The sequence below is a fragment of the Streptomyces inhibens genome (assembly GCF_022221585.1).
GTDB lineage: Bacteria > Actinomycetota > Actinomycetes > Streptomycetales > Streptomycetaceae > Streptomyces > Streptomyces inhibens.
In genome coordinates, this window is the sequence record NZ_CP084681.1 from 4,492,859 (window position 1) to 4,511,427 (window position 18,569).

An 18,569-nucleotide genomic window follows, 5' to 3' on the forward strand; every position below is an offset into this window, starting at 1 on the left:
ATCGCTGAGCCCCCGGACCGGACTCCCGTCAGACCTCTTCGACGCTGCTCGGCTCGCGCCGGGACAGGTCGATGCCGAGCTCCTCCGCAGCGCGGAAGACGTCCTCGTCGGTGTCGCGCATCTCGATGGACATGCCGTCCGAGGACAGCACCTCCACGTTGAGGCACAGGGACTGCATTTCCTTGATGAGCACCTTGAAGGACTCGGGAATGCCGGGCTCGGGGATGTTCTCGCCCTTGACGATGGCCTCGTAGACCTTCACGCGGCCGGTCACGTCGTCGGACTTGATGGTCAGCAGCTCCTGGAGGGCGTATGCGGCGCCGTAAGCCTCCAGCGCCCACACCTCCATCTCGCCGAATCGCTGGCCACCGAACTGAGCCTTACCACCCAGCGGCTGCTGGGTGATCATCGAGTACGGACCGGTCGAACGCGCGTGCAGCTTGTCGTCGACCAGGTGGTGCAGCTTGAGGATGTACATGTACCCGATCGAGATCGGGTCCGGGAACGGCTCACCGGAGCGGCCGTCGAACAGCCGCGCCTTGCCGGAGCCCTTGACCATGCGCTCGCCGTCGCGGTTCGGGATCGTCGACTCGAAGAGACCGGAGATCTCGTCCTCGCGCGCACCGTCGAACACCGGGGTGGCGACGTTGGAACCGGCGGCGACCTCGTCGGCGCCGATGGCGTGGAGACGCTTCTTCCACTCCTCCTCGACGCCCTCGACCTTCCAGCCCTGGCTGGCGAGCCAGCCGAGGTGGATCTCCAGCACCTGTCCCGGGTTCATTCGGGACGGGACACCCAGCGGGTTGAGGATGATGTCGACCGGGGTGCCGTCCTCCAGGAACGGCATGTCCTCGACCGGCAGGATCTTCGAGATGACGCCCTTGTTGCCGTGACGGCCGGCGAGCTTGTCACCGTCGGTGATCTTGCGCTTCTGAGCGACGTAGACGCGGACCAGCTGGTTCACGCCCGGGGGCAGCTCGTCGCCCTCTTCACGGTCGAAGACGCGGACGCCGATGACCTTGCCGATCTCACCGTGCGGCACCTTCAGCGAGGTGTCGCGCACCTCGCGCGCCTTCTCACCGAAGATCGCGCGGAGCAGGCGCTCCTCGGGGGTCAGCTCGGTCTCACCCTTGGGCGTGACCTTGCCGACGAGGATGTCGCCGGCGACGACCTCGGCGCCGATACGGATGATGCCGCGCTCGTCGAGGTCGGACAGGACCTCCTCGGAGACGTTCGGGATGTCCCGGGTGATCTCCTCGGGGCCGAGCTTGGTGTCACGGGCGTCGACCTCGTGCTCCTCGATGTGGATCGAGGAGAGGACGTCGTCCTGCACGAGGCGCTGCGACAGGATGATCGCGTCCTCGTAGTTGTGACCCTCCCACGGCATGAACGCCACGAGCAGGTTCTTGCCGAGCGCCATCTCGCCTTCGTCCGTGGACGGACCGTCGGCGAGGACCTGGCCCTCGATGACCCGCGCGCCCTCGTCCACGACGACCTTCTGGTTGAAGGAGGTGCCCTGGTTGGAGCGGGTGAACTTGGCGACGCGGTACGTGGTGTACGTGCCGTCGTCGTTGGCGACGGTGATGTAGTCCGCGGAGACCTCCTGGACCACACCGTCCTTCTCCGCCTTGATGACGTCACCGGCGTCGACCGCACAGCGGTACTCCATGCCGGTGCCGACCAGCGGGGACTCCGCCTTGATCAGCGGAACGGCCTGGCGCATCATGTTCGATCCCATGAGCGCACGGTTGGCGTCGTCGTGCTCGAGGAACGGGATCATGGCGGTCGCGGCCGACACCATCTGGCGCGGCGAGACGTCCATGAAGTCGACCTCGTCGGCGGGGACCAGGTCGACCTCGCCGCCACGACGGCGGACCAGCACACGCTGCTCGGCGAACCGCATGTCGTCGGAGAGCTTCGCGTTGGCCTGGGCGATCAGGAAGCGGTCCTCCTCATCAGCGGTGAGGTAGTCCACCTCCTCGGTGACCTGGCCGTCGACGACCTTGCGGTACGGCGTCTCGATGAAGCCGAAGACGTTGACGCGACCGTAGGAGGCCAGCGAACCGATCAGACCGATGTTGGGACCTTCAGGGGTCTCAATCGGGCACATACGGCCGTAGTGAGAGGGGTGCACGTCACGGACGTCCAGGCCGGCCCGCTCACGGGAGAGACCACCCGGGCCCAGCGCCGACAGACGACGCTTGTGGGTCAGACCCGACAGCGGGTTGGTCTGGTCCATGAACTGGGACAGCTGGCTGGTGCCGAAGAACTCCTTGATGGAGGCGACGACCGGCCGGATGTTGATCAGGGTCTGCGGCGTGATCGCCTCGACGTCCTGGGTGGTCATGCGCTCACGCACGACGCGCTCCATACGAGCCAGACCCGTACGGACCTGGTTCTGGATGAGCTCGCCGACGTTGCGCAGACGACGGTTGCCGAAGTGGTCGATGTCGTCGGTCTCGACGACGATCGACCGGCCGGACTCGCCGATCGTCTCGGTCTCGCCCGCGTGCAGCTTGACCAGGTACTTGATCGTCGCGATGACGTCGTCGGTGGTCAGCACACCGGCGTCGAGCGGCTCGTCGCCACCGAGCTTCTTGTTGACCTTGTAGCGGCCGACCTTCGCGAGGTCGTAGCGCTTCGGGTTGAAGTAGAGGTTCTCGAGCAGCGTCTGCGCGGCCTCGCGGGTCGGCGGCTCGCCCGGACGCAGCTTGCGGTAGATGTCGAGCAGTGCGTCGTCCTGGCCCTGGGTGTGGTCCTTCTCCAGGGTGGCGCGCATCGACTCGTACTCGCCGAACTCCTCGAGGATCTGCTCGGTGGTCCAACCGAGAGCCTTGAGCAGGACGGTCACGGACTGCTTGCGCTTACGGTCGATGCGCACACCGACCATGTCGCGCTTGTCGATCTCCATCTCCAGCCAGGCACCCCGGGACGGGATGATCTTGGCGGAGAAGATGTCCTTGTCGGACGTCTTGTCGATGGAGCTGTCGAAGTAGACGCCCGGCGAGCGGACCAGCTGCGAGACGACGACACGCTCGGTGCCGTTGATGCAGAAGGTGCCCTTGTTGGTCATGAGCGGGAAGTCGCCCATGAAGACCGTCTGGGACTTGATCTCGCCGGTCTCGTTGTTGGTGAACTCGGCGGTGACGAAGAGCGGAGCCGCGTACGTGAAGTCGCGCTCCTTGCACTCGTCGATGGAGTTCTTCGGGGGCTCGAAGCGGTGGTCGCGGAACGTCAGCGACATCGACCCGGAGAAGTCTTCGATCGGGGAGATCTCTTCGAAGATCTCTTCGAGACCGGACTTGGTGGGGACTTCCTGCCCACTCTCCAGCGCAGCCTCGACGCGACCCTTCCATGCGGCATTGCCGAGCAGCCAGTCGAAGCTTTCGGTCTGCAGCGCAAGGAGGTTCGGAACCCCGAGGGGCTCCTTGATCTTCGCAAAAGAGATGCGCAGCGGGGCGGTGCTGTCGCCGTTGTTCGTATTGGCAGTCGAGGCGTTGCGCGAGGCGGCCAAGAGGGGGTCCTTCCGAGGGCTCGGACTCACTACGCGCGTACCGGTCCCGAATCGAGCAGACTGAGGGAAAGCCCAGGTCAGGGCGGATCATCCAGCTATGCTCGGGCTCGGATATGCCCCTGGTGACGGGCAGGGAGCAGCTAACAGGCAGCGCAAAGGGTCAGTGTAGCCACTTGGCACACTGATGTCCAGAGCGAGTTTCCGGAGACCGGTTCAGCACCGTGATACCGATCTTCTCCCTCCGGGAGGTCAAGCCCTCCACGCCGGAGGAGCCCCTCGTTGTTCTTCTCTACGCCCAATGCCCTGCGCCTGCCGAAAGCCCTGCGCCAGTGGCGCACACCGATGCTTCCCTCTTCGTCGGCGATCCATGCCTCGAACCCTGGATCGCTTCTGCGTCGCGTCCCGAGAATTGCGCGCCGCGTCCGGTTCGTCAAGGCCCCCCACCTCAGGGAGATCGTCACATGGGGGCACGTCCGGGCAACGATGATCACCATACTCGCACTCCGGCCCGGGGCAATGCAGCCGTGGCGAGCACGCCGAAGGGCGACCACCCGCATGGGTGATCGCCCTTCGCTGTCGTCCGTTACGCCTCAGGCGCTCAGGACACGAGTCAGAGACTCAGTGGGGTCACTTGACCTCGACGGAGGCGCCGGCGCCCTTGAGGGCCTCGGCGGCCTTCTCCGCGGCGGCCTTGTCGACCTTCTCGACGACAGCCTTCGGGGTGCCGTCGACGAGGTCCTTGGCCTCCTTCAGGCCCAGGGAGGTCAGCTCACGCACGACCTTGATGACCTGGATCTTCTTGTCGCCGGCGCCGGTGAGGATGACGTCGAACTCGTCCTGCTCCTCGGCCTCGGCGGCCGGGGCACCGGGGACACCGGCGGCGACGACGGCGGCCGGGGCGGCGGCGGTGACGTCGAACTTGTCCTCGAACGCCTTCACGAACTCGGAGAGCTCGATGAGGGTCATCTCTTCGAACTGCGCGAGCAGGTCTTCCTGGCTGAGCTTCGCCATGATGGGCGATCCTTCCACTAAATCGGCTGGTGCCGGGATGTACATGTCGGCGGGCGTACGTTTGGCCCGCGTGACCGTCGCCTCAGGCGGCGGTCAATGTGCGAGCCGAATTACTCGGCACCGCCCTGCTCGGCCTGCTTGGCACGAAGCGCCTCCGCGGTGCGGACGAACTTCGAGGGAAGCGCCTGGAAGAGCGCGGCAGCCTGGGACTGCTTGCCCTTCATGGCGCCCGCCAGCTTGGCGAGCAGAACCTCGCGGGACTCGAGGTCCGCAAGCTTCTTGATCTCGTCGGCGGACAGGCCCTTGCCGTCAAGGACACCGCCCTTGATGACGAGAGCGGGGTTCTCCTTGGCGAAGTCACGAAGACCCTTCGCCGCCTCGACCGGGTCACCGGTAACGAAGGCGACGGCCGTCGAGCCACTGAGGTGCTCGTCCAGCACGGAGATCCCGGCCTCCTGGGCCGCGATCTTGGTCAGCGTGTTCTTCACCACACGGTACTGAGCGTTCTCGCCGAGAGAACGACGCAGCTCCTTGAGCTGCGCCACAGTCAGTCCGATGTAAGACGTCACAACAGCTGCGTTGGAGTCGCGGAGCTTCTCCGTGATCTCAGCAACTGCTGCGTTCTTTTCAGACGTCGCCATGAGCCTCGGCCTCCTTCCGGGTGATGAGGACCGCGCAGAAGGGGCTGGGCAAAACAAACGCCCCGGCGCAGGCGCACGGGGCGTGACTCAACCGGATGGAATCCGGGAGTTCAACCTCATTCACCTGCGCAGGCCGTCCGCAGCTAGCGGATCCTTCGGCCACCACACGCCCGAGAGACGGACGCGCAGAGACAACCAGCGGTCTTTGGCTTCTCGGATACGGTACGGGAGAGGCCTGCGTCAGGCAAATCGGCCGACAGAGGGCGCCGGCTGCGCCCCCTGCCCGCCGTTCACTGCAAGAGTTTGCTGCTGCCAGCAGCGTGTCGCTACTGGCCGATCTTGTCGAAGTCCACGGTCTCGCCGGCCGGCGGCACCTCGACCGAGACCTTGGTGCCGTAGTCCGAGTAGTACACCGTGGAGTCGTACGGGGCGCGCGCGCTGTCGGTCCGCTCGCGCTTCTTGACCAGCAGGTTGTCCGAGCCGATCCACAGATCGATGGTCTCGGTCTTCGTGCCGGCCGCCTCCATCTGCTTCTGGAGGGCGGTCAGGTCCGCCTCGCTGAGGCTCTTGGACTGCATGCGGGTCAGCTCGGCCACCGAGAGGGTGCCGGTGTAGTGGGTCGCCTGGACGCCGCGGACGTCCTCCTTGCCGGCTTCCTTGACCTTGCCCGAGGCGATCAGCAGCTGCATCGCGCGGTTCGGGTTGTTGTTCTGCATCTGGTCCTTGAGCAGCGCGCCCGCCGGGCCCATCTTCTTCGCCAGGGCGTCGTAGTCGTACTTCACCCAGTTCTTACCGCCCATGGGCAGACCGGCCGCGCCCATGTTCAAGAACATCGCCGTGGGGGTGTACAGCGCCTTCATGGGCTTGCCGGCCACCGGGGACTGCCCGCCGGACTGGGTGATGTCGACGTTCATCTGCATGCCCTGCGACCAGTCCATCGCGCCCTTGAGCGTCTGGGTGGCGGGGCCGTTCTTGACCGTGCCGTCGACCTTCGCGGACTTCTTGCCGTCCGTCTGCTCCGCGGCGGTCTTCAGCGAGGCCAGCGCCACCTGCAGCGGAGACTGCTTCTCCTCCGAGCCACCGCCGCTGCCGGCGCCGTTGTCGCTCTTGGTGCCGTTACAGGCGGTGACACCGGCCATCATGACAACTCCCGCCACGACGGCGGCTATTCGCGTGCTACGCACTTGAGGCTCCCCCTTTAGTTCTCCTTTATGGACCTCGGGGGTGACTGTAGTGCAGGCCGCCGACACGGAACGCGTCAGGCCCCGTTCTCCTTGCGGGAGAACGGGGCCTGACGGCAGTTACACGCTACGAGGCGTCGATCAGGGAGATCAGACGGCCTCGTCCTCGACGAGGAGGTTGCGGGTGCGGTTGGAGTCCAGCGGGATGCCGGGGCCCATCGTGGTGGTGATGGTGGCCTTCTTGATGTAGCGGCCCTTGGCGGCGGACGGCTTGAGGCGGTTGATCTCCTCGAGCGCCGCGGCGTAGTTCTCCACCAGCTTGGTCTCGTCGAAGGAGACCTTGCCGATGATGAAGTGGAGGTTCGCGTGCTTGTCCACGCGGAACTCGATCTTGCCACCCTTGATCTCGGTGACAGCCTTGGCGACATCGGGGGTGACGGTGCCGGTCTTCGGGTTCGGCATCAGACCACGGGGACCGAGCACGCGGCCGAGGCGGCCGACCTTGCCCATGAGGTCCGGGGTGGCGACGACGGCGTCGAAGTCCAGACGGCCCTTGGAGACCTCGTCGATCAGTTCGTCCGAGCCGACGATGTCGGCGCCGGCGGCTTCCGCGGCCGCAGCACGGTCACCGGTCGCGAAGACCAGGACCCGGGCGGTCTTACCGGTGCCGTGCGGGAGGTTCACGGTGCCGCGGACCATCTGGTCGGCCTTGCGCGGGTCGACGCCCAGACGCATGGCGACCTCAACAGTCGCGTCGAACTTGGCCGAGGAGGTGTCCTTGGCGAGACGGACGGCCTCGAGCGGGGCGTACAGACGCTCCCGGTCGATCTTCGCGTCCGCGTTGCGAAGAGTCTTGCTGCGCTTCACTTCTGCTCCTGATGCAGTGGGATGGAGTCGTGGTGCGGACCAGCGCCTGGTCCTGCCACGTGGTGCCTGAGGGGCTGAGATCAGCCCTCGACCGTGATGCCCATGGAACGGGCGGTGCCGGCGATGATCTTCGACGCGGCGTCCAGGTCGTTGGCGTTCAGGTCGGGCATCTTGGTGGTGGCGATCTCGCGGACCTGCGCCTCAGTGATCTTGGCGACCTTGGTCTTGTGCGGCTCGCCGGAGCCCTTCTCCACGCCCGCGGCCTTCAGGATGAGCTTCGCGGCCGGCGGAGTCTTGGTGACGAAGGTGAAGGAACGGTCTTCGTAGACCGTGATCTCCACCGGCACGACCATGCCACGCTGCGACTCGGTCGCGGCGTTGTAGGCCTTGCAGAACTCCATGATGTTGACGCCGTGCTGGCCCAGCGCGGGGCCGACCGGCGGGGCCGGGTTTGCGGCGCCGGCGCTGATCTGGAGCTTGATAAGCCCCGTGACCTTCTTCTTCTTGGGAGGCATGCTCTCTCCGGGTCCTAGTGAGAGGTGTTTCGCCCCGCAATCCGGTCATCCGGATGGAGGCATACCGCACAACGATAACGGGTATAGTCGCGCGGCCAAAAACCGAGCAGGTCAGACTAGCTCTGGGAGCCCGTCTGACCTGGTCGGTGGCTGGTGGTCCGGAAGAACCTAGTTCTTCTGGATCTGGTCGAAGCTGAGCTCGACCGGGGTCTCGCGGCCGAAGATCTCGACGAGGCCCTTGACCTTCTTCGAGTCGGCGTTGATCTCGTTGATCGTGGCCTGCAGTGTCGCGAACGGACCGTCGGTGACGGTGACGGAGTCGCCCACCTCGAAGTCCAGCACCTGGACCTCGACCTTGCGGGACGGCGCCGGCCTGCCCTCGGCCGCGGCGGCCTCCTTGGCGGCCTTCTCCTCGGCCTCCGGGGCGAGCATCTTGACGATCTCGTCGAGCGTCAGCGGGTACGGGTCGTAGGCGTTACCGACGAAGCCGGTGACACCCGGGGTGTTACGGACGACGCCCCAGGACTCGTTCGTCAGGTCCATACGCACCAGCACATAGCCCGGGAGCTTGTTCTGGCGGATGGTCTTGCGCTCGCCGTTCTTGATCTGGGCGACCTCTTCCTGCGGCACCTCGGCCTGGAAGATGAAGTCCTCGACGTTCAGCGAGACGGCGCGCTGCTCAAGGTTGGTCTTCACGCGGTTCTCGTAACCCGCGTAGGTGTGGATGACGTACCACTCGCCGGGGAGACCACGCAGCTCGTCGCGGAGGGCGGTCACCGGGTCGACCGGCTCCTGCTCCTCGTCCTCGTCGGCCTCGGCAGTGGCCTCGGCCTCCTCTTCGACGTGCACCGCGGCCTCTTCGGCGGGTTCACCGGCGGCGGCGTCCTCGGCGTCGAGCTCGTCGACATCGTCGGCGTTCTCGACGATGTCGCGCACGCCCTCTTCGTCAATGGATGCAGCGTCGCCCTCGACCTCGGCCGAGGCAGCCGCGTCAACGTCGGCCGCTGCCGTCTCGGCGGAGTCGGCGTCGTTCAGGTTCGGGTCAGACACGGTGGCTGCTTCTTCCTGGCTTCAAGGGGTTGAACATGCGAAATGGGCGCCCGCTGAGGCGCCCTCCGCGGGATCAGCCGAAGACGTACCCGACGACTCGGTTGATTCCCAAGTCAATCACGGTTACGAGACCGATGATGATGACAACGAAGACGATCACCACACTGGTGTACGTCGACAGCTGGCTACGCGAGGGCCAGACGACTTTGCGGAGCTCCGCCACGACCTGGCGGTAGAAGAGCGCGAGACGCGCGAAGGGGCCCTTCTTGCCGCGCTTGCCGCCGCGACGGGGCTTCTTCTGGGACTCCGCGGTTTCGTCCTCGGAATGACCGCGCTCAGGCATGTCGATGGAGCCCAGGGCGTCCGTCACTCGTCCTCACCTGAATCCGGGTCGTGGCCGTGCCGCGCCCGGTTGAGCCGCACGGCGGTGCATTTCATACGTACGCGTGCACGCACTGTGGTGGAGAGTGCGTGTAGCAGGGCCGGAGGGACTTGAACCCCCAACCGCTGGTTTTGGAGACCAGTGCTCTACCAATTGAGCTACGACCCTTTGTGGTTCCCCCAACCTACCGCATGCGACCGACTGCACTAAGTGCGTGCGGCGCGGCGACCTGTTGGGAGCCAACGGTCAGCGAGTGTACGTGGTTCAGAGCCGGGCGTCGAACAGGATCCTTCCGGGTGGTGCCCGCAAACCCCTGTGCCGGGCTCCTGAGGGGTCTGCAACGATGCATGTATGAGCGCTGCTACCCCTTCCGCAACGTCCCCCACCGACCGCCGGGTCTCGGCCCGCGTCGGTTCGATCTCCGAGTCCGCGACCCTCGCCGTCGATGCCAAGGCGAAGGCCCTCAAGGCCGCCGGACGCCCGGTGATCGGCTTCGGCGCCGGTGAGCCCGACTTCCCCACGCCCGACTACATCGTCGAGGCGGCGATCGAGGCCTGCCGCAACCCGAAGTACCACCGCTACACCCCGGCCGGCGGCCTCCCCGAGCTGAAGACCGCGATCGTCGCGAAGACGCTGCGCGACTCCGGCTACGAGATCGAGGCCGCGAACGTCCTGGTGACGAACGGCGGCAAGCAGGCCATTTACGAGGCGTTCGCAGCCATCCTCGACCCGGGTGACGAGGTCATCGTCCCGGCGCCGTACTGGACCACCTACCCCGAGTCGATCCGGCTCGCCGGCGGCGTACCGGTCGATGTGATCGCGGACGAGACCACCGGCTACCGCGTGAGCGTCGAGCAGCTGGAGGCGGCCCGTACGGACCGCACCAAGGTGCTGCTGTTCGTCTCACCGTCGAACCCGACCGGCGCGGTCTACACCCGCGAGCAGGTCGAGGCGGTCGGCCGCTGGGCCGCCGAGCACGGCCTGTGGGTGCTCACCGACGAGATCTACGAGCACCTGGTCTACGGCGACGCCGAGTTCTCGTCACTGCCGGTGGTCGTGCCCGAGCTGCGTGACAAGTGCATCGTCGTCAACGGCGTGGCGAAGACGTACGCGATGACCGGCTGGCGGGTGGGCTGGGCGATCGGCCCCAAGGACGTCATCAAGGCGGCCGCGAACCTCCAGTCGCACGCCACGTCCAACGTCTCCAACGTCGCGCAGGCCGCGGCCATCGCGGCGGTCTCCGGCGACCTCACGGCCGTCGAGGAGATGAAGGTCTCCTTCGACCGGCGCCGTAAGACCATCGTGCGGATGCTCAACGAGATCGACGGTGTGCTGTGCCCGGAGCCGGAGGGCGCGTTCTACGCGTACCCGTCGGTGAAGGAGCTCCTGGGCAAGGAGATCCGCGGCAAGCGCCCGCAGACCAGCGTCGAGCTGGCCGAGCTGATCCTGGAGGAGGCGGAGGTCGCCGTCGTCCCGGGCGAGGCCTTCGGCACCCCCGGCTACCTGCGGCTTTCGTACGCGCTGGGCGACGAGGACCTGGTCGAGGGCGTGTCCCGGCTCCAGAAGCTGCTGGCCGAGGCCAAGTAGGACACCAGCCACCGACCGATTGCGAACGGGCCCCGATGTTCCGGGGCCCGTTCGCGCGTTCTCCCGGACACCCCTTCGGGAAAGGCCCTACCGGCGCACCGGGTGGATGCGGCAAGATCTTGGGATGGAGAGCACTCGTGCCCGCGGCGGAGCCGCCATCCGAGACCTGCGCCGATTGCCGAAGGCCCACCTGCACCTGCATTTCACCGGTTCGATGCGGGCCACGACACTGCTGGATCTTGCCGACAAGCACGGCGTCCATCTGCCGGAGGCGCTCCGGAGCGGTGAGCCGCCCCAGCTGAGAGCCACGGACGAGCGCGGCTGGTTCCGCTTCCAGCGGCTGTACGACATCGCACGGTCGTGTCTGCGCAGTCCCGAGGACATCCAGCGGCTGGTGCGCGAGGCCGCCGAGGAGGACGTCCGCGACGGGTCGCGCTGGCTGGAGATCCAGGTCGACCCGACCTCGTACGCACCGCGGCTGGGCGGTCTGATCCCGGCTCTGGAGATCATTCTGGACGCGGTCGACCGTGCCTCCCGCGACACCGGCCTGGGCATCCGCGTCCTGGTCGCCGCGAACCGTATGAAGCACCCGCTGGACGCCCGGACGCTGGCACGGCTGGCGGTGCGCTACGCCGACCGGGGCGTGGTCGGCTTCGGGCTGTCCAACGACGAACGCCGGGGTTTCGCCCGGGACTTCGACCGTGCCTTCGCCATCGCCCGGGAAGGCGGTCTGCTGGCGGCGCCGCACGGCGGTGAGCTGTCAGGGCCGGCCAGCGTGCGGGACTGCCTGGACGATCTGCATGCCGGCCGCGTGGGGCACGGCGTACGGGCGGCGGAGGATCCCACGCTGCTGCGCCGGCTGGCCTCGCGCGGGGTGACCTGCGAGGTGTGCCCGACGTCGAATGTGGCGCTGGGCGTCTACGAGAAGCCGGAGGATGTGCCGCTGCGGACGCTCTTCGAGGCGGGCGTGCCGATGGCGCTGGGCGCGGACGACCCGCTGCTGTTCGGTGCGCGACTGGCCGCGCAGTACGAGATCGCCCGCACCGTGCACGGCTTCACCGACACCGAACTGGCGGAACTGGCCCGGCAGTCGGTCCGCGGCTCCCGCGCCCCGCAGGACGAGCAGCAGCGGCTGCTGACGGAGATCGACGCCTGGCTGGCGGCGTAGCGCCTGCCAGGAGCCCTCCAGGGCGTGTCCCTAGAGGCTGACGCCGACCGTCACGGGTTCGTTGACGAGCGTGACGCCGAAGGCTTCCCGTACGCCGTCGCGGACCTCGCGGGCGAGTGCGAGCAGATCCTCGGTGGTGGCCGCGCCGCGGTTGGTGAGCGCGAGGGTGTGCTTGGTGGAGATACGGGCCGGGCCCGCGCCGTAGCCCTTCGTGAAGCCGGCCCGGTCGATGAGCCAGGCCGCGGAGGTCTTCACCAGGCCGTCGCCGGCCGGGAACGCGGGTGGTGCGACGTCGGTGCCGAGGCGGTCCTGGACGCGGCGCAGGAAGGCGGCGTGCTCGGCCTCGGTGAGGATCGGGTTGGTGAAGAAGGAGCCGGCCGACCAGGTGTCGTGGTCCGCGTCGTCCAGCACCATGCCCTTGCCGGCGCGCAGGGCCAGGACGGTCTCCCTGGCGATGGCGGCCGGGACCCGGTCGCCGGCCTCGACGCCGAGGGCGCGGGCCGTCTCGGGATACTTCAGGGGCGCGGAGAGGCCACCGGCGTCCTCCAGGGCGAAGCGCACCCGCAGCACCACGAACCGGTCGGGGTGCTGCTTGAAACGGCTGTGGCGGTAGGAGAAGCCGCACTCCTCACCCGGGATCGTGACGGTCTCGCCGGCCCGGCGGTCGTAGGCGATGACCTCGGTGATCGTGGTGGAGACCTCCTGGCCGTACGCGCCCACGTTCTGGATCGGGGTGGCGCCCGCCGAGCCGGGGATACCGGCCAGGCACTCGATGCCGGCAAGTCCGGCCTCGACCGTACGGGCGACCGCGTCGGACCAGTTCTCGCCCGCGGCGAGCGTGAGGGTCGTGCCCTCAAGTGCGAAACCGCGGGTGGCGATGCGCAGAGCCGTGCCCTCGAAGCCCTTGTCGCCGATGACGAGATTGCTGCCGCCGCCGATGATCAGCAGCGGGGTCCCGGCGTCGTCGGCGGCGCGGACGGCGGCGATCACCTCGTCGTCCGTGGTGGCCGTGACGAGGCGGGTCGCCGGGCCTCCGAGGCGGAAGGTGGTCAGCGGGGCGAGGGGGGCGTCATGGAGTTCCTGCACGCGCCCAAGGGTACGGGGGCGGTCCGACAGTCCTCGGCCGGCCGCCCCGCCGTACCGGTTCAGGCCAGGCGGACCACGGCGCGGGACATGCCCAGCACCTTCTGGCCTGCGCTCATCGCGACGAGGTCGACCCGGACCGTACGGTCGTCGTCGTCCAGCTTGGCCGCGACCTTGGCACTGACCTCGATCAGCGCGCCGGTCTCGTCGTTGGGGACCACGACGGGCTTGGTGAAGCGCACGCCGTACTCGGCGACCGCGCCCGGGTCGCCGGCCCAGTCGGTGACCACACGGATCGCCGAGGCCATGGTGAACATGCCGTGGGCGATGACGTCCGGCAGTCCGACCTCCTTGGCGAACTTCTCGTTCCAGTGGATCGGGTTGAAGTCGCCGGAGGCGCCCGCGTACTGGACGAGTGTGGCGCGGCTCACGGGGAAGGTCTGCGCCGGGAGTTCGGTGCCGACCTCGACCTCGTCGTAAGAGATCTTCGCGGTCATCTCAGGCCTCCTCGGCGCGACGGGACACCAGCTTGGTGAAGGCGGTCACGACGTGTTCGCCCGCGTCGTCGTGCACCTCGCCACGGATATCGATGATGTCGTTGCCGGCCATGGTTTTGACCGCCTCGATGGTGGAGGTGACGCTCAGCCGGTCGCCGGCGCGCACCGGCCGGGTGTAGGCGAACTTCTGGTCGCCGTGCACCACCCGGCTGTAATCCAGGCCCAGTTGCGGGTCCTCGATGACCTGCCCGGCGGCCTTGAAAGTGATCGCGAACACAAAAGTCGGCGGCGCGATCACATCGGAGTGACCGAGCGCCTTGGCCGCTTCGGCGTCCGTGTAAGCCGGGTTGGTGTCACCGATGGCCTCGGCGAATTCGCGGATCTTTTCCCGGCCGACCTCGTAGGGGTCGGTGGGCGGGTACGTGCGTCCGACAAAAGACTGGTCGAGCGCCATGGGCTCGCAACCTCCGTGTACTGATGGTGATAACGCCGTGAGGCCGCCCCCCAGAAAGGGGACGGCCTCACGGACGAGCCTGTGTTATCGCGTTTCGCGGTGCGCGGTGTGCGAGTTGCAACGAGGGCAGTGCTTCTTCATCTCAAGACGGTCCGGGTCGTTACGCCGGTTCTTCTTGGTGATGTAGTTCCGCTCCTTGCACTCCACGCAGGCCAGCGTGATCTTCGGGCGGACGTCGGTGGCAGCCACGTGAGTGCTCCTTGGACGGACTTATGGACGGATGAACGCAGAAAAGAGTAGCCGATCGAAGGACCGACCCCACAATCGGCTACTGTCAGTAGCGGTGACCGGACTTGAACCGGTGACACAGCGATTATGAGCCGCTTGCTCTACCGACTGAGCTACACCGCTGTGATGCGAGGGGACCCCGCCCGAAGGCGGGAACCTCACACATCAGAGCCCCAATACGGAATCGAACCGTAGACCTTCTCCTTACCATGGAGACGCTCTGCCGACTGAGCTATTGGGGCGAGCGATGAAGACATTACACGGCCCGCCGCCAAACGTGAAATCCGTATCCGGGCCGCGCCCCAACGGCCCCGCGCACCACACCGGTACGACTATTTCGCGCCTGCGCGAAGCTCTCCCGGCAGCCCCCTACGCTCGGACCACCGCTGCGTGATCTTGCACGCCGTGCCTTCGAGGAGCGCGATGTCCGACAGCAGTTCGCCGCAGCCGCAGCCGCAGCCGAAAAAGCCCGGCGGCACCGGCCGGTACACCCGGTCGGACAGCGGCGCGCTGGTCCTGTGCGGCGCCCGGCTGGCCGACGGCCGCACCGTGGACGTACGGCTCGGCGGCGGACGCATCGAGGCCGTGGGGACGGCCGGCAGCCTCGCCCCGCAGGGCGCCCGCGTCGACCTCGCCGGCTATCTCCTGCTCCCCGCCCCCGCCGAGCCGCATGCGCACTGCGACACCGCTCTGACGGCGGACTCCGACGGCCCCGCCTCCGGCTCCCCCGAGGACGTCCAGCGGCGGACGACCGAGGCCGCGCTGCTGCAACTGGGGCACGGCGCCACCGCCTCCCGCAGCCACGTCAGGATCGGCGACGTACAAGGGCTGCGCTCGCTGGAGGCGGTGCTGCAGGCCCGCAGGTCGCTGCGCGGGCTGGCCGACCTGGCGGCGGTCGCGGTGCCGCGGGTGCTGACCGGGGTGGCCGGTGCGGACGGGCTGGCGATGCTGCGGGACGCGATGAAGATGGGCGCCTCGGTCATCGGCGGCTGCCCGGATCTGGATCCCGATCCGGCCGGGTACGTCGAGACGGTGCTGGAGCTGGCCGGCGAGCACGGCTGCCCGGTGGATCTGCACACCGACGGTGACGATCCGGCGCGGCTGGCGCGGTTCGCGGCGATGTCCGGCGGGCTGCGGCCGGGCGTCGCCCTCGGGCCGTGCGCCGGGATGGCCCGGATGCCGCGCAGCGTGGCGGCACGGGTCGCCGAGCAGCTGGCGGCCGCCGATGTCGCCGTCGTCTGTCTGCCGCAGGGCGACTGCACGGGCCTGGAGCGGTACGGCTCCCGGGTGTCGCGGCCGGCTCCCGTACGGCTGCTGCGGGCGGCCGGGGTGCGGGTGGCGGCCGGCAGCGGGGCGCTGCGGGACGTGGCGAACCCGGTGGGGCGCGGCGACCCGTTGGAGGCCGCGTACCTCCTGGCGTCCCTGGGCGAGGCCACACCGGAGGCGGCGTACGAGACGGTGAGCTCGGCGGCCCGGGCGACGCTGGGCCTGCCGGAGGTACGCGTCGAGGCGGGCTTCCCCGCGGAGCTGCTGGCCGTGCGCGGCGAGCGGATCGCCGGGGTGCTCTCGCTCGCCTACAGCCGGATCGTGATCCACCGGGGGCGGGTGGTCGCCCGCACCAGCGCGGTGCGCGAGTACTGCGATTCGGCGGCGGAGGTCGCGCTGGAACTGCCGCGGCAGTCGCAGCGCTAGGACGGGCCCGCCCCGGGCGTGTCCTGGGCCGCGGCGGCGACAGGGCGTCCCTCGCCCGGCCGGTCCCGCGACCCGCCGGGTCCCTTCGGCGTACGGTCGGGATCATGCGCATTGTCATCGCAGGTGGACATGGTCGGATCGCGCTGCGGCTGGAGCGGTTGCTCGCCAAGCGCGGGGACGAGGTCGCGGGCATCATCCGCCGGCCGGAACAGGCCGGCGATCTGCTGGCCGCGGGCGCCGAGCCGGTGGTCTGCGACCTGGAGTCGGCGTCGGTGGAGGACGTCGCCCGGCACACGGAGGGCGCCGACGCGGCCGTCTTCGCGGCGGGCGCGGGGCCGGGCAGCGGCATCGAACGCAAGGACACGGTGGACCGCGGCGCGGCGGCGCTCTTCGCGGACGCGGCCGAGGCGGCGGGCGTACGGCGCTTCCTCGTCGTCTCCTCCATGGGAGCGGACCGCGAGCCCCCCGGGGGCACCGACCCGGTCTTCGCGGCGTATCTGCGGGCGAAGGGCGCCGCGGACGAGGACGTACGGGCCCGCACCGGCCTGGACTGGACGATCCTGCGCCCGGGCCGGCTGACGGACGACCCCGGAACGGGCCTGGTGACCCTGGCCGATGCGACCGGTCGCGGCCCGGTGCCCCGCGACGATGTGGCGGCCGTCCTGGTGGAGCTGCTCGACGAGCCGGGCACCATCGGCCGGACGCTGGAACTGATCAGCGGGGATGTGCCGGTGGGGGATGCGGTGCGGGCGGTGGCGGCGCGCTGAGGGGCAGGCAACACGAAAGAGGCCCCTGAACCGTATTTCTACAGTTCAGGGGCCTCTTCACACCTGTGGCGGCGCCAGGATTCGAACCTGGGAAGGCGAAGCCGGCAGATTTACAGTCTGCTCCCTTTGGCCGCTCGGGCACACCGCCAGGGTTTGTTGTCGGGAGACCCGCTTGGGGGCGGCGCTCCGTGGCAACGACGTAAACCATACCCGATGGCTGGGGGTGGTTCGCCACTCGATTCGGGAGCGCTGGATCTTGGCCGGGTGGCTAGGCTTGGCTGGCGGTCCGGGATGGGCCGCGCCCCTGACGGATCTACGTACGAGGAGCCAACTCAACATGGCCGACTCCAGTTTCGACATCGTCTCGAAGGTAGAGCGGCAGGAGGTCGACAACGCCCTCAACCAGGCCGCCAAGGAGATCTCGCAGCGCTACGACTTCAAGGGCGTGGGCGCGTCGATCGAGTGGTCGGGCGAGAAGATCGAGATGCGGGCCAACGCCGAGGAGCGGGCCAAGGCCGTGCTCGACATCTTCCAGTCCAAGCTGGTCAAGCGCGGGATCTCGCTGAAGGCGCTGGACGCCGGCGAGCCGCAGGCGTCGGGCAAGGATTACAAGATCATCGCCTCGATCGAGGAGGGGATCTCGCAGGAGAACGCGAAGAAGGTCGCCAAGATCATCCGCGACGAGGGCCCGAAGGGCGTCAAGGCGCAGGTGCAGGGTGACGAGCTGCGGGTCAGCTCGAAGAGCCGGGACGATCTGCAGGCGGTCCAGCAGCTGCTGAAGGGCAAGGACCTGGACTTCGCCATCCAGTTCGTGAACTACCGGTGATCTACCGGCCTGACCTGCACGGACGTCGCTAGGCGGACTTCGCAGGGCACAACGGGGGCACATCGCCGAGGACGGCCTCGACGGCGGCCCTCGTTGTGTCCTCTTCATCGGGCCACAGATGCGTGTACGTGTCGAGCGTGATCGACGGCTTGGCGTGGCCGAGCCGCTTCTGCACCGTCTTGACGTTCTCGCGGTGCTTGATCAGTAGCGAGGCGTAGAAGTGCCGCATGCCGTGCAGGCTGGCACCGTCCGGCACCTCGACTCGGGCCGGTTCCCTGCCTTCAGTCCTGCCGTTCCGGACCCACGCCGCGTGCGCCTTGTCGTAGGTCGCGGCGAGTGCCTTGTTCGCGATTCGTCGGGACCTCCCCCATACCTGCGACCAGGCGCCGCGCCGGCCCACTTCGCGGCGCTGGTTGAGAAAGAGCAGCCTCGCCGTGCGGTGGTGCAGCTTGCGCGGGTCGGTCCGGTCCTCGATCTTCACGCCGTCCGCGGGGAACTGCTCAAGGTGGGCGGCGAGCGCGTCGACCACCGCTTTGGTGAGCGGCACCGTGCGGTAGCTCTCGTGCGTCTTGGGCTCGCCGAGGTAGGGCTCGCCGTCGTCCGGGGCGATGAGCTGCTGGCGCACCGTCACCTCGCGACGCAAGAAGTCGACGCAGTCAACCTCAAGCCCGAACAACTCCCCCTGTCGCAGCCCCGATGACGCCGCAAGCAGGTACAGGGCGCGGAACCTCGGCGCTGCCGCGTCGATGAGCGCCCGCACCGCGTCCGCATGCAGCGGCGTGACCTCAGCTTCCCGCTGCCGTGGCAGCCGCACACCGTCGCAGGGGCTGCTCGCGATGATCCATCCCGAACGGCCGTCTTGAGCGGCGTGACCAGATAGGCGTACGTGACGGCCAATGCCGACGGTGCGAGCACCTGCGACCGGTCCTTGATCCATGCCCACGCGCGCGAGGCGCTGCGCAGCCGAGCGGGTACGCGGGGGGGGCGCCCCTCCCTCCCCCTCTGGGGACCGCAAGCGTGTTGCGTCTCGTCCGCCGTACGAGTCT

At 68.2% G+C, this 18,569-nt stretch carries 18 protein-coding genes and 4 tRNA genes; 5 read left to right on the plus strand and 17 right to left on the minus strand.

From position 1 onward, the window contains the following. Positions 1 to 28 precede the first annotated feature (28 nt). The 9 genes from rpoB to KI385_RS20520 all read right to left on the minus strand — a co-directional run bounded on the left by rpoB (position 29) and on the right by KI385_RS20520 (position 9,329). Positions 29 to 3,514 (minus strand): DNA-directed RNA polymerase subunit beta, encoded by a 3,486-nt coding sequence (gene rpoB / locus KI385_RS20480; protein WP_238573632.1) that lies wholly within the window; start codon positions 3,512 to 3,514, stop codon positions 29 to 31. Positions 3,515 to 4,141: 627 nt separating this feature from the next. After that, the gene (gene rplL, locus KI385_RS20485) at positions 4,142 to 4,525 is read right to left on the minus strand and encodes a 50S ribosomal protein L7/L12 (protein ID WP_238573633.1); all 384 of its coding nucleotides are present in this window, start codon (positions 4,523 to 4,525) and stop codon (positions 4,142 to 4,144) included. A 110-nt stretch (positions 4,526 to 4,635) separates the two neighbouring features. Then, on the minus strand, positions 4,636 to 5,166 hold the full coding sequence (gene rplJ, locus KI385_RS20490) for a 50S ribosomal protein L10 (RefSeq protein ID WP_238573635.1): 531 nt from the start codon (positions 5,164 to 5,166) through the stop codon (positions 4,636 to 4,638). Positions 5,167 to 5,492: 326 nt separating this feature from the next. After that, positions 5,493 to 6,350, minus strand: coding sequence for an SCO4651 family lipoprotein (locus KI385_RS20495; RefSeq protein ID WP_342593464.1), 858 nt, complete (start codon positions 6,348 to 6,350; stop codon positions 5,493 to 5,495). Between the two features lie 147 nt (positions 6,351 to 6,497). Beyond that, entirely contained in the window at positions 6,498 to 7,214 is a 717-nt protein-coding gene (gene rplA / locus KI385_RS20500) for a 50S ribosomal protein L1 (RefSeq protein WP_238573637.1), read from the minus strand. A gap of 80 nt (positions 7,215 to 7,294) precedes the next feature. Next, positions 7,295 to 7,729: a 50S ribosomal protein L11 gene (rplK, locus tag KI385_RS20505; protein WP_128507227.1), complete on the minus strand. Its 435-nt coding sequence runs from the start codon at positions 7,727 to 7,729 to the stop codon at positions 7,295 to 7,297. Between the two features lie 168 nt (positions 7,730 to 7,897). Beyond that, complete coding sequence (gene nusG, locus KI385_RS20510; protein WP_238573639.1) at positions 7,898 to 8,779, minus strand: transcription termination/antitermination protein NusG; 882 nt, start codon at positions 8,777 to 8,779, stop codon at positions 7,898 to 7,900. A gap of 73 nt (positions 8,780 to 8,852) precedes the next feature. Continuing rightward, positions 8,853 to 9,149, minus strand: a complete 297-nt coding sequence (gene secE, locus KI385_RS20515; RefSeq protein WP_238573641.1) for a preprotein translocase subunit SecE — start codon at positions 9,147 to 9,149, stop codon at positions 8,853 to 8,855. Between the two features lie 107 nt (positions 9,150 to 9,256). Continuing rightward, positions 9,257 to 9,329, minus strand: a tRNA-Trp gene (locus tag KI385_RS20520). Positions 9,330 to 9,512: 183 nt separating this feature from the next. Here KI385_RS20520 and KI385_RS20525 point away from each other — a divergent pair. Together KI385_RS20525 and KI385_RS20530 are read left to right on the plus strand one after the other, a co-directional pair. Further along, on the plus strand, positions 9,513 to 10,748 hold the full coding sequence (locus tag KI385_RS20525) for a pyridoxal phosphate-dependent aminotransferase (protein WP_128507233.1): 1,236 nt from the start codon (positions 9,513 to 9,515) through the stop codon (positions 10,746 to 10,748). 124 nt (positions 10,749 to 10,872) lie between these two features. Further along, positions 10,873 to 11,916 carry an adenosine deaminase gene (locus KI385_RS20530; protein WP_238573644.1) on the plus strand — a complete coding sequence of 348 codons (1,044 nt, stop codon included), beginning with the start codon at positions 10,873 to 10,875 and terminating at the stop codon, positions 11,914 to 11,916. A 30-nt stretch (positions 11,917 to 11,946) separates the two neighbouring features. On the opposite strand, the gene KI385_RS20535 is transcribed toward KI385_RS20530, so the two are convergent. From KI385_RS20535 to KI385_RS20560, 6 genes are all read right to left on the minus strand, one after another. Continuing rightward, positions 11,947 to 13,002 carry a UDP-N-acetylmuramate dehydrogenase gene (locus tag KI385_RS20535; RefSeq protein ID WP_238573645.1) on the minus strand — a complete coding sequence of 352 codons (1,056 nt, stop codon included), beginning with the start codon at positions 13,000 to 13,002 and terminating at the stop codon, positions 11,947 to 11,949. 59 nt (positions 13,003 to 13,061) lie between these two features. After that, positions 13,062 to 13,496: a MaoC family dehydratase gene (locus tag KI385_RS20540; RefSeq protein ID WP_128507239.1), complete on the minus strand. Its 435-nt coding sequence runs from the start codon at positions 13,494 to 13,496 to the stop codon at positions 13,062 to 13,064. A 1-nt stretch (position 13,497) separates the two neighbouring features. Further along, positions 13,498 to 13,950 (minus strand): MaoC family dehydratase N-terminal domain-containing protein, encoded by a 453-nt coding sequence (locus KI385_RS20545; RefSeq protein ID WP_238573647.1) that lies wholly within the window; start codon positions 13,948 to 13,950, stop codon positions 13,498 to 13,500. Positions 13,951 to 14,034: 84 nt separating this feature from the next. Beyond that, positions 14,035 to 14,199: a 50S ribosomal protein L33 gene (gene rpmG / locus KI385_RS20550; protein WP_006604855.1), complete on the minus strand. Its 165-nt coding sequence runs from the start codon at positions 14,197 to 14,199 to the stop codon at positions 14,035 to 14,037. 89 nt (positions 14,200 to 14,288) lie between these two features. After that, positions 14,289 to 14,361, minus strand: a tRNA-Met gene (locus tag KI385_RS20555). Between the two features lie 46 nt (positions 14,362 to 14,407). Next, positions 14,408 to 14,480, minus strand: a tRNA-Thr gene (locus KI385_RS20560). Between the two features lie 181 nt (positions 14,481 to 14,661). Between KI385_RS20560 and KI385_RS20565 the strand changes: the two genes are divergently transcribed. Together KI385_RS20565 and KI385_RS20570 are read left to right on the plus strand one after the other, a co-directional pair. After that, positions 14,662 to 15,930, plus strand: a complete 1,269-nt coding sequence (locus KI385_RS20565; RefSeq protein WP_238573649.1) for an amidohydrolase family protein — start codon at positions 14,662 to 14,664, stop codon at positions 15,928 to 15,930. Positions 15,931 to 16,034: 104 nt separating this feature from the next. After that, positions 16,035 to 16,697, plus strand: a complete 663-nt coding sequence (locus KI385_RS20570) for an SDR family oxidoreductase (protein WP_238573651.1) — start codon at positions 16,035 to 16,037, stop codon at positions 16,695 to 16,697. 66 nt (positions 16,698 to 16,763) lie between these two features. Here KI385_RS20570 and KI385_RS20575 read toward each other — a convergent pair. Beyond that, positions 16,764 to 16,845: transfer RNA gene (locus KI385_RS20575), tRNA-Tyr, on the minus strand. A gap of 189 nt (positions 16,846 to 17,034) precedes the next feature. Here KI385_RS20575 and KI385_RS20580 point away from each other — a divergent pair. Continuing rightward, on the plus strand, positions 17,035 to 17,523 hold the full coding sequence (locus tag KI385_RS20580) for a YajQ family cyclic di-GMP-binding protein (RefSeq protein WP_238573652.1): 489 nt from the start codon (positions 17,035 to 17,037) through the stop codon (positions 17,521 to 17,523). 28 nt (positions 17,524 to 17,551) lie between these two features. On the opposite strand, the gene KI385_RS20585 is transcribed toward KI385_RS20580, so the two are convergent. Next, positions 17,552 to 18,337, minus strand: coding sequence for a site-specific integrase (locus KI385_RS20585; protein WP_238573653.1), 786 nt, complete (start codon positions 18,335 to 18,337; stop codon positions 17,552 to 17,554). Between the last annotated feature and the right edge of the window lie 232 nt (positions 18,338 to 18,569).

Bases quoted from the DNA above. Each gene is read 5' to 3' on its own strand.
- rplL (WP_238573633.1), bottom strand. From the start codon at position 4,525: ATGGCGAAGCTCAGCCAGGAAGACCTGCTCGCGCAGTTCGAAGAGATG.
- rplJ (WP_238573635.1), bottom strand. From the start codon at position 5,166: ATGGCGACGTCTGAAAAGAACGCAGCAGTTGCTGAGATCACGGAGAAG.
- rplK (WP_128507227.1), bottom strand. From the start codon at position 7,729: ATGCCTCCCAAGAAGAAGAAGGTCACGGGGCTTATCAAGCTCCAGATC.
- KI385_RS20525 (WP_128507233.1), top strand. From the start codon at position 9,513: ATGAGCGCTGCTACCCCTTCCGCAACGTCCCCCACCGACCGCCGGGTC.
- KI385_RS20530 (WP_238573644.1), top strand. From the start codon at position 10,873: ATGGAGAGCACTCGTGCCCGCGGCGGAGCCGCCATCCGAGACCTGCGC.
- KI385_RS20540 (WP_128507239.1), bottom strand. From the start codon at position 13,496: ATGACCGCGAAGATCTCTTACGACGAGGTCGAGGTCGGCACCGAACTC.
- KI385_RS20545 (WP_238573647.1), bottom strand. From the start codon at position 13,950: ATGGCGCTCGACCAGTCTTTTGTCGGACGCACGTACCCGCCCACCGAC.
- KI385_RS20565 (WP_238573649.1), top strand. From the start codon at position 14,662: ATGTCCGACAGCAGTTCGCCGCAGCCGCAGCCGCAGCCGAAAAAGCCC.
- KI385_RS20570 (WP_238573651.1), top strand. From the start codon at position 16,035: ATGCGCATTGTCATCGCAGGTGGACATGGTCGGATCGCGCTGCGGCTG.
- KI385_RS20580 (WP_238573652.1), top strand. From the start codon at position 17,035: ATGGCCGACTCCAGTTTCGACATCGTCTCGAAGGTAGAGCGGCAGGAG.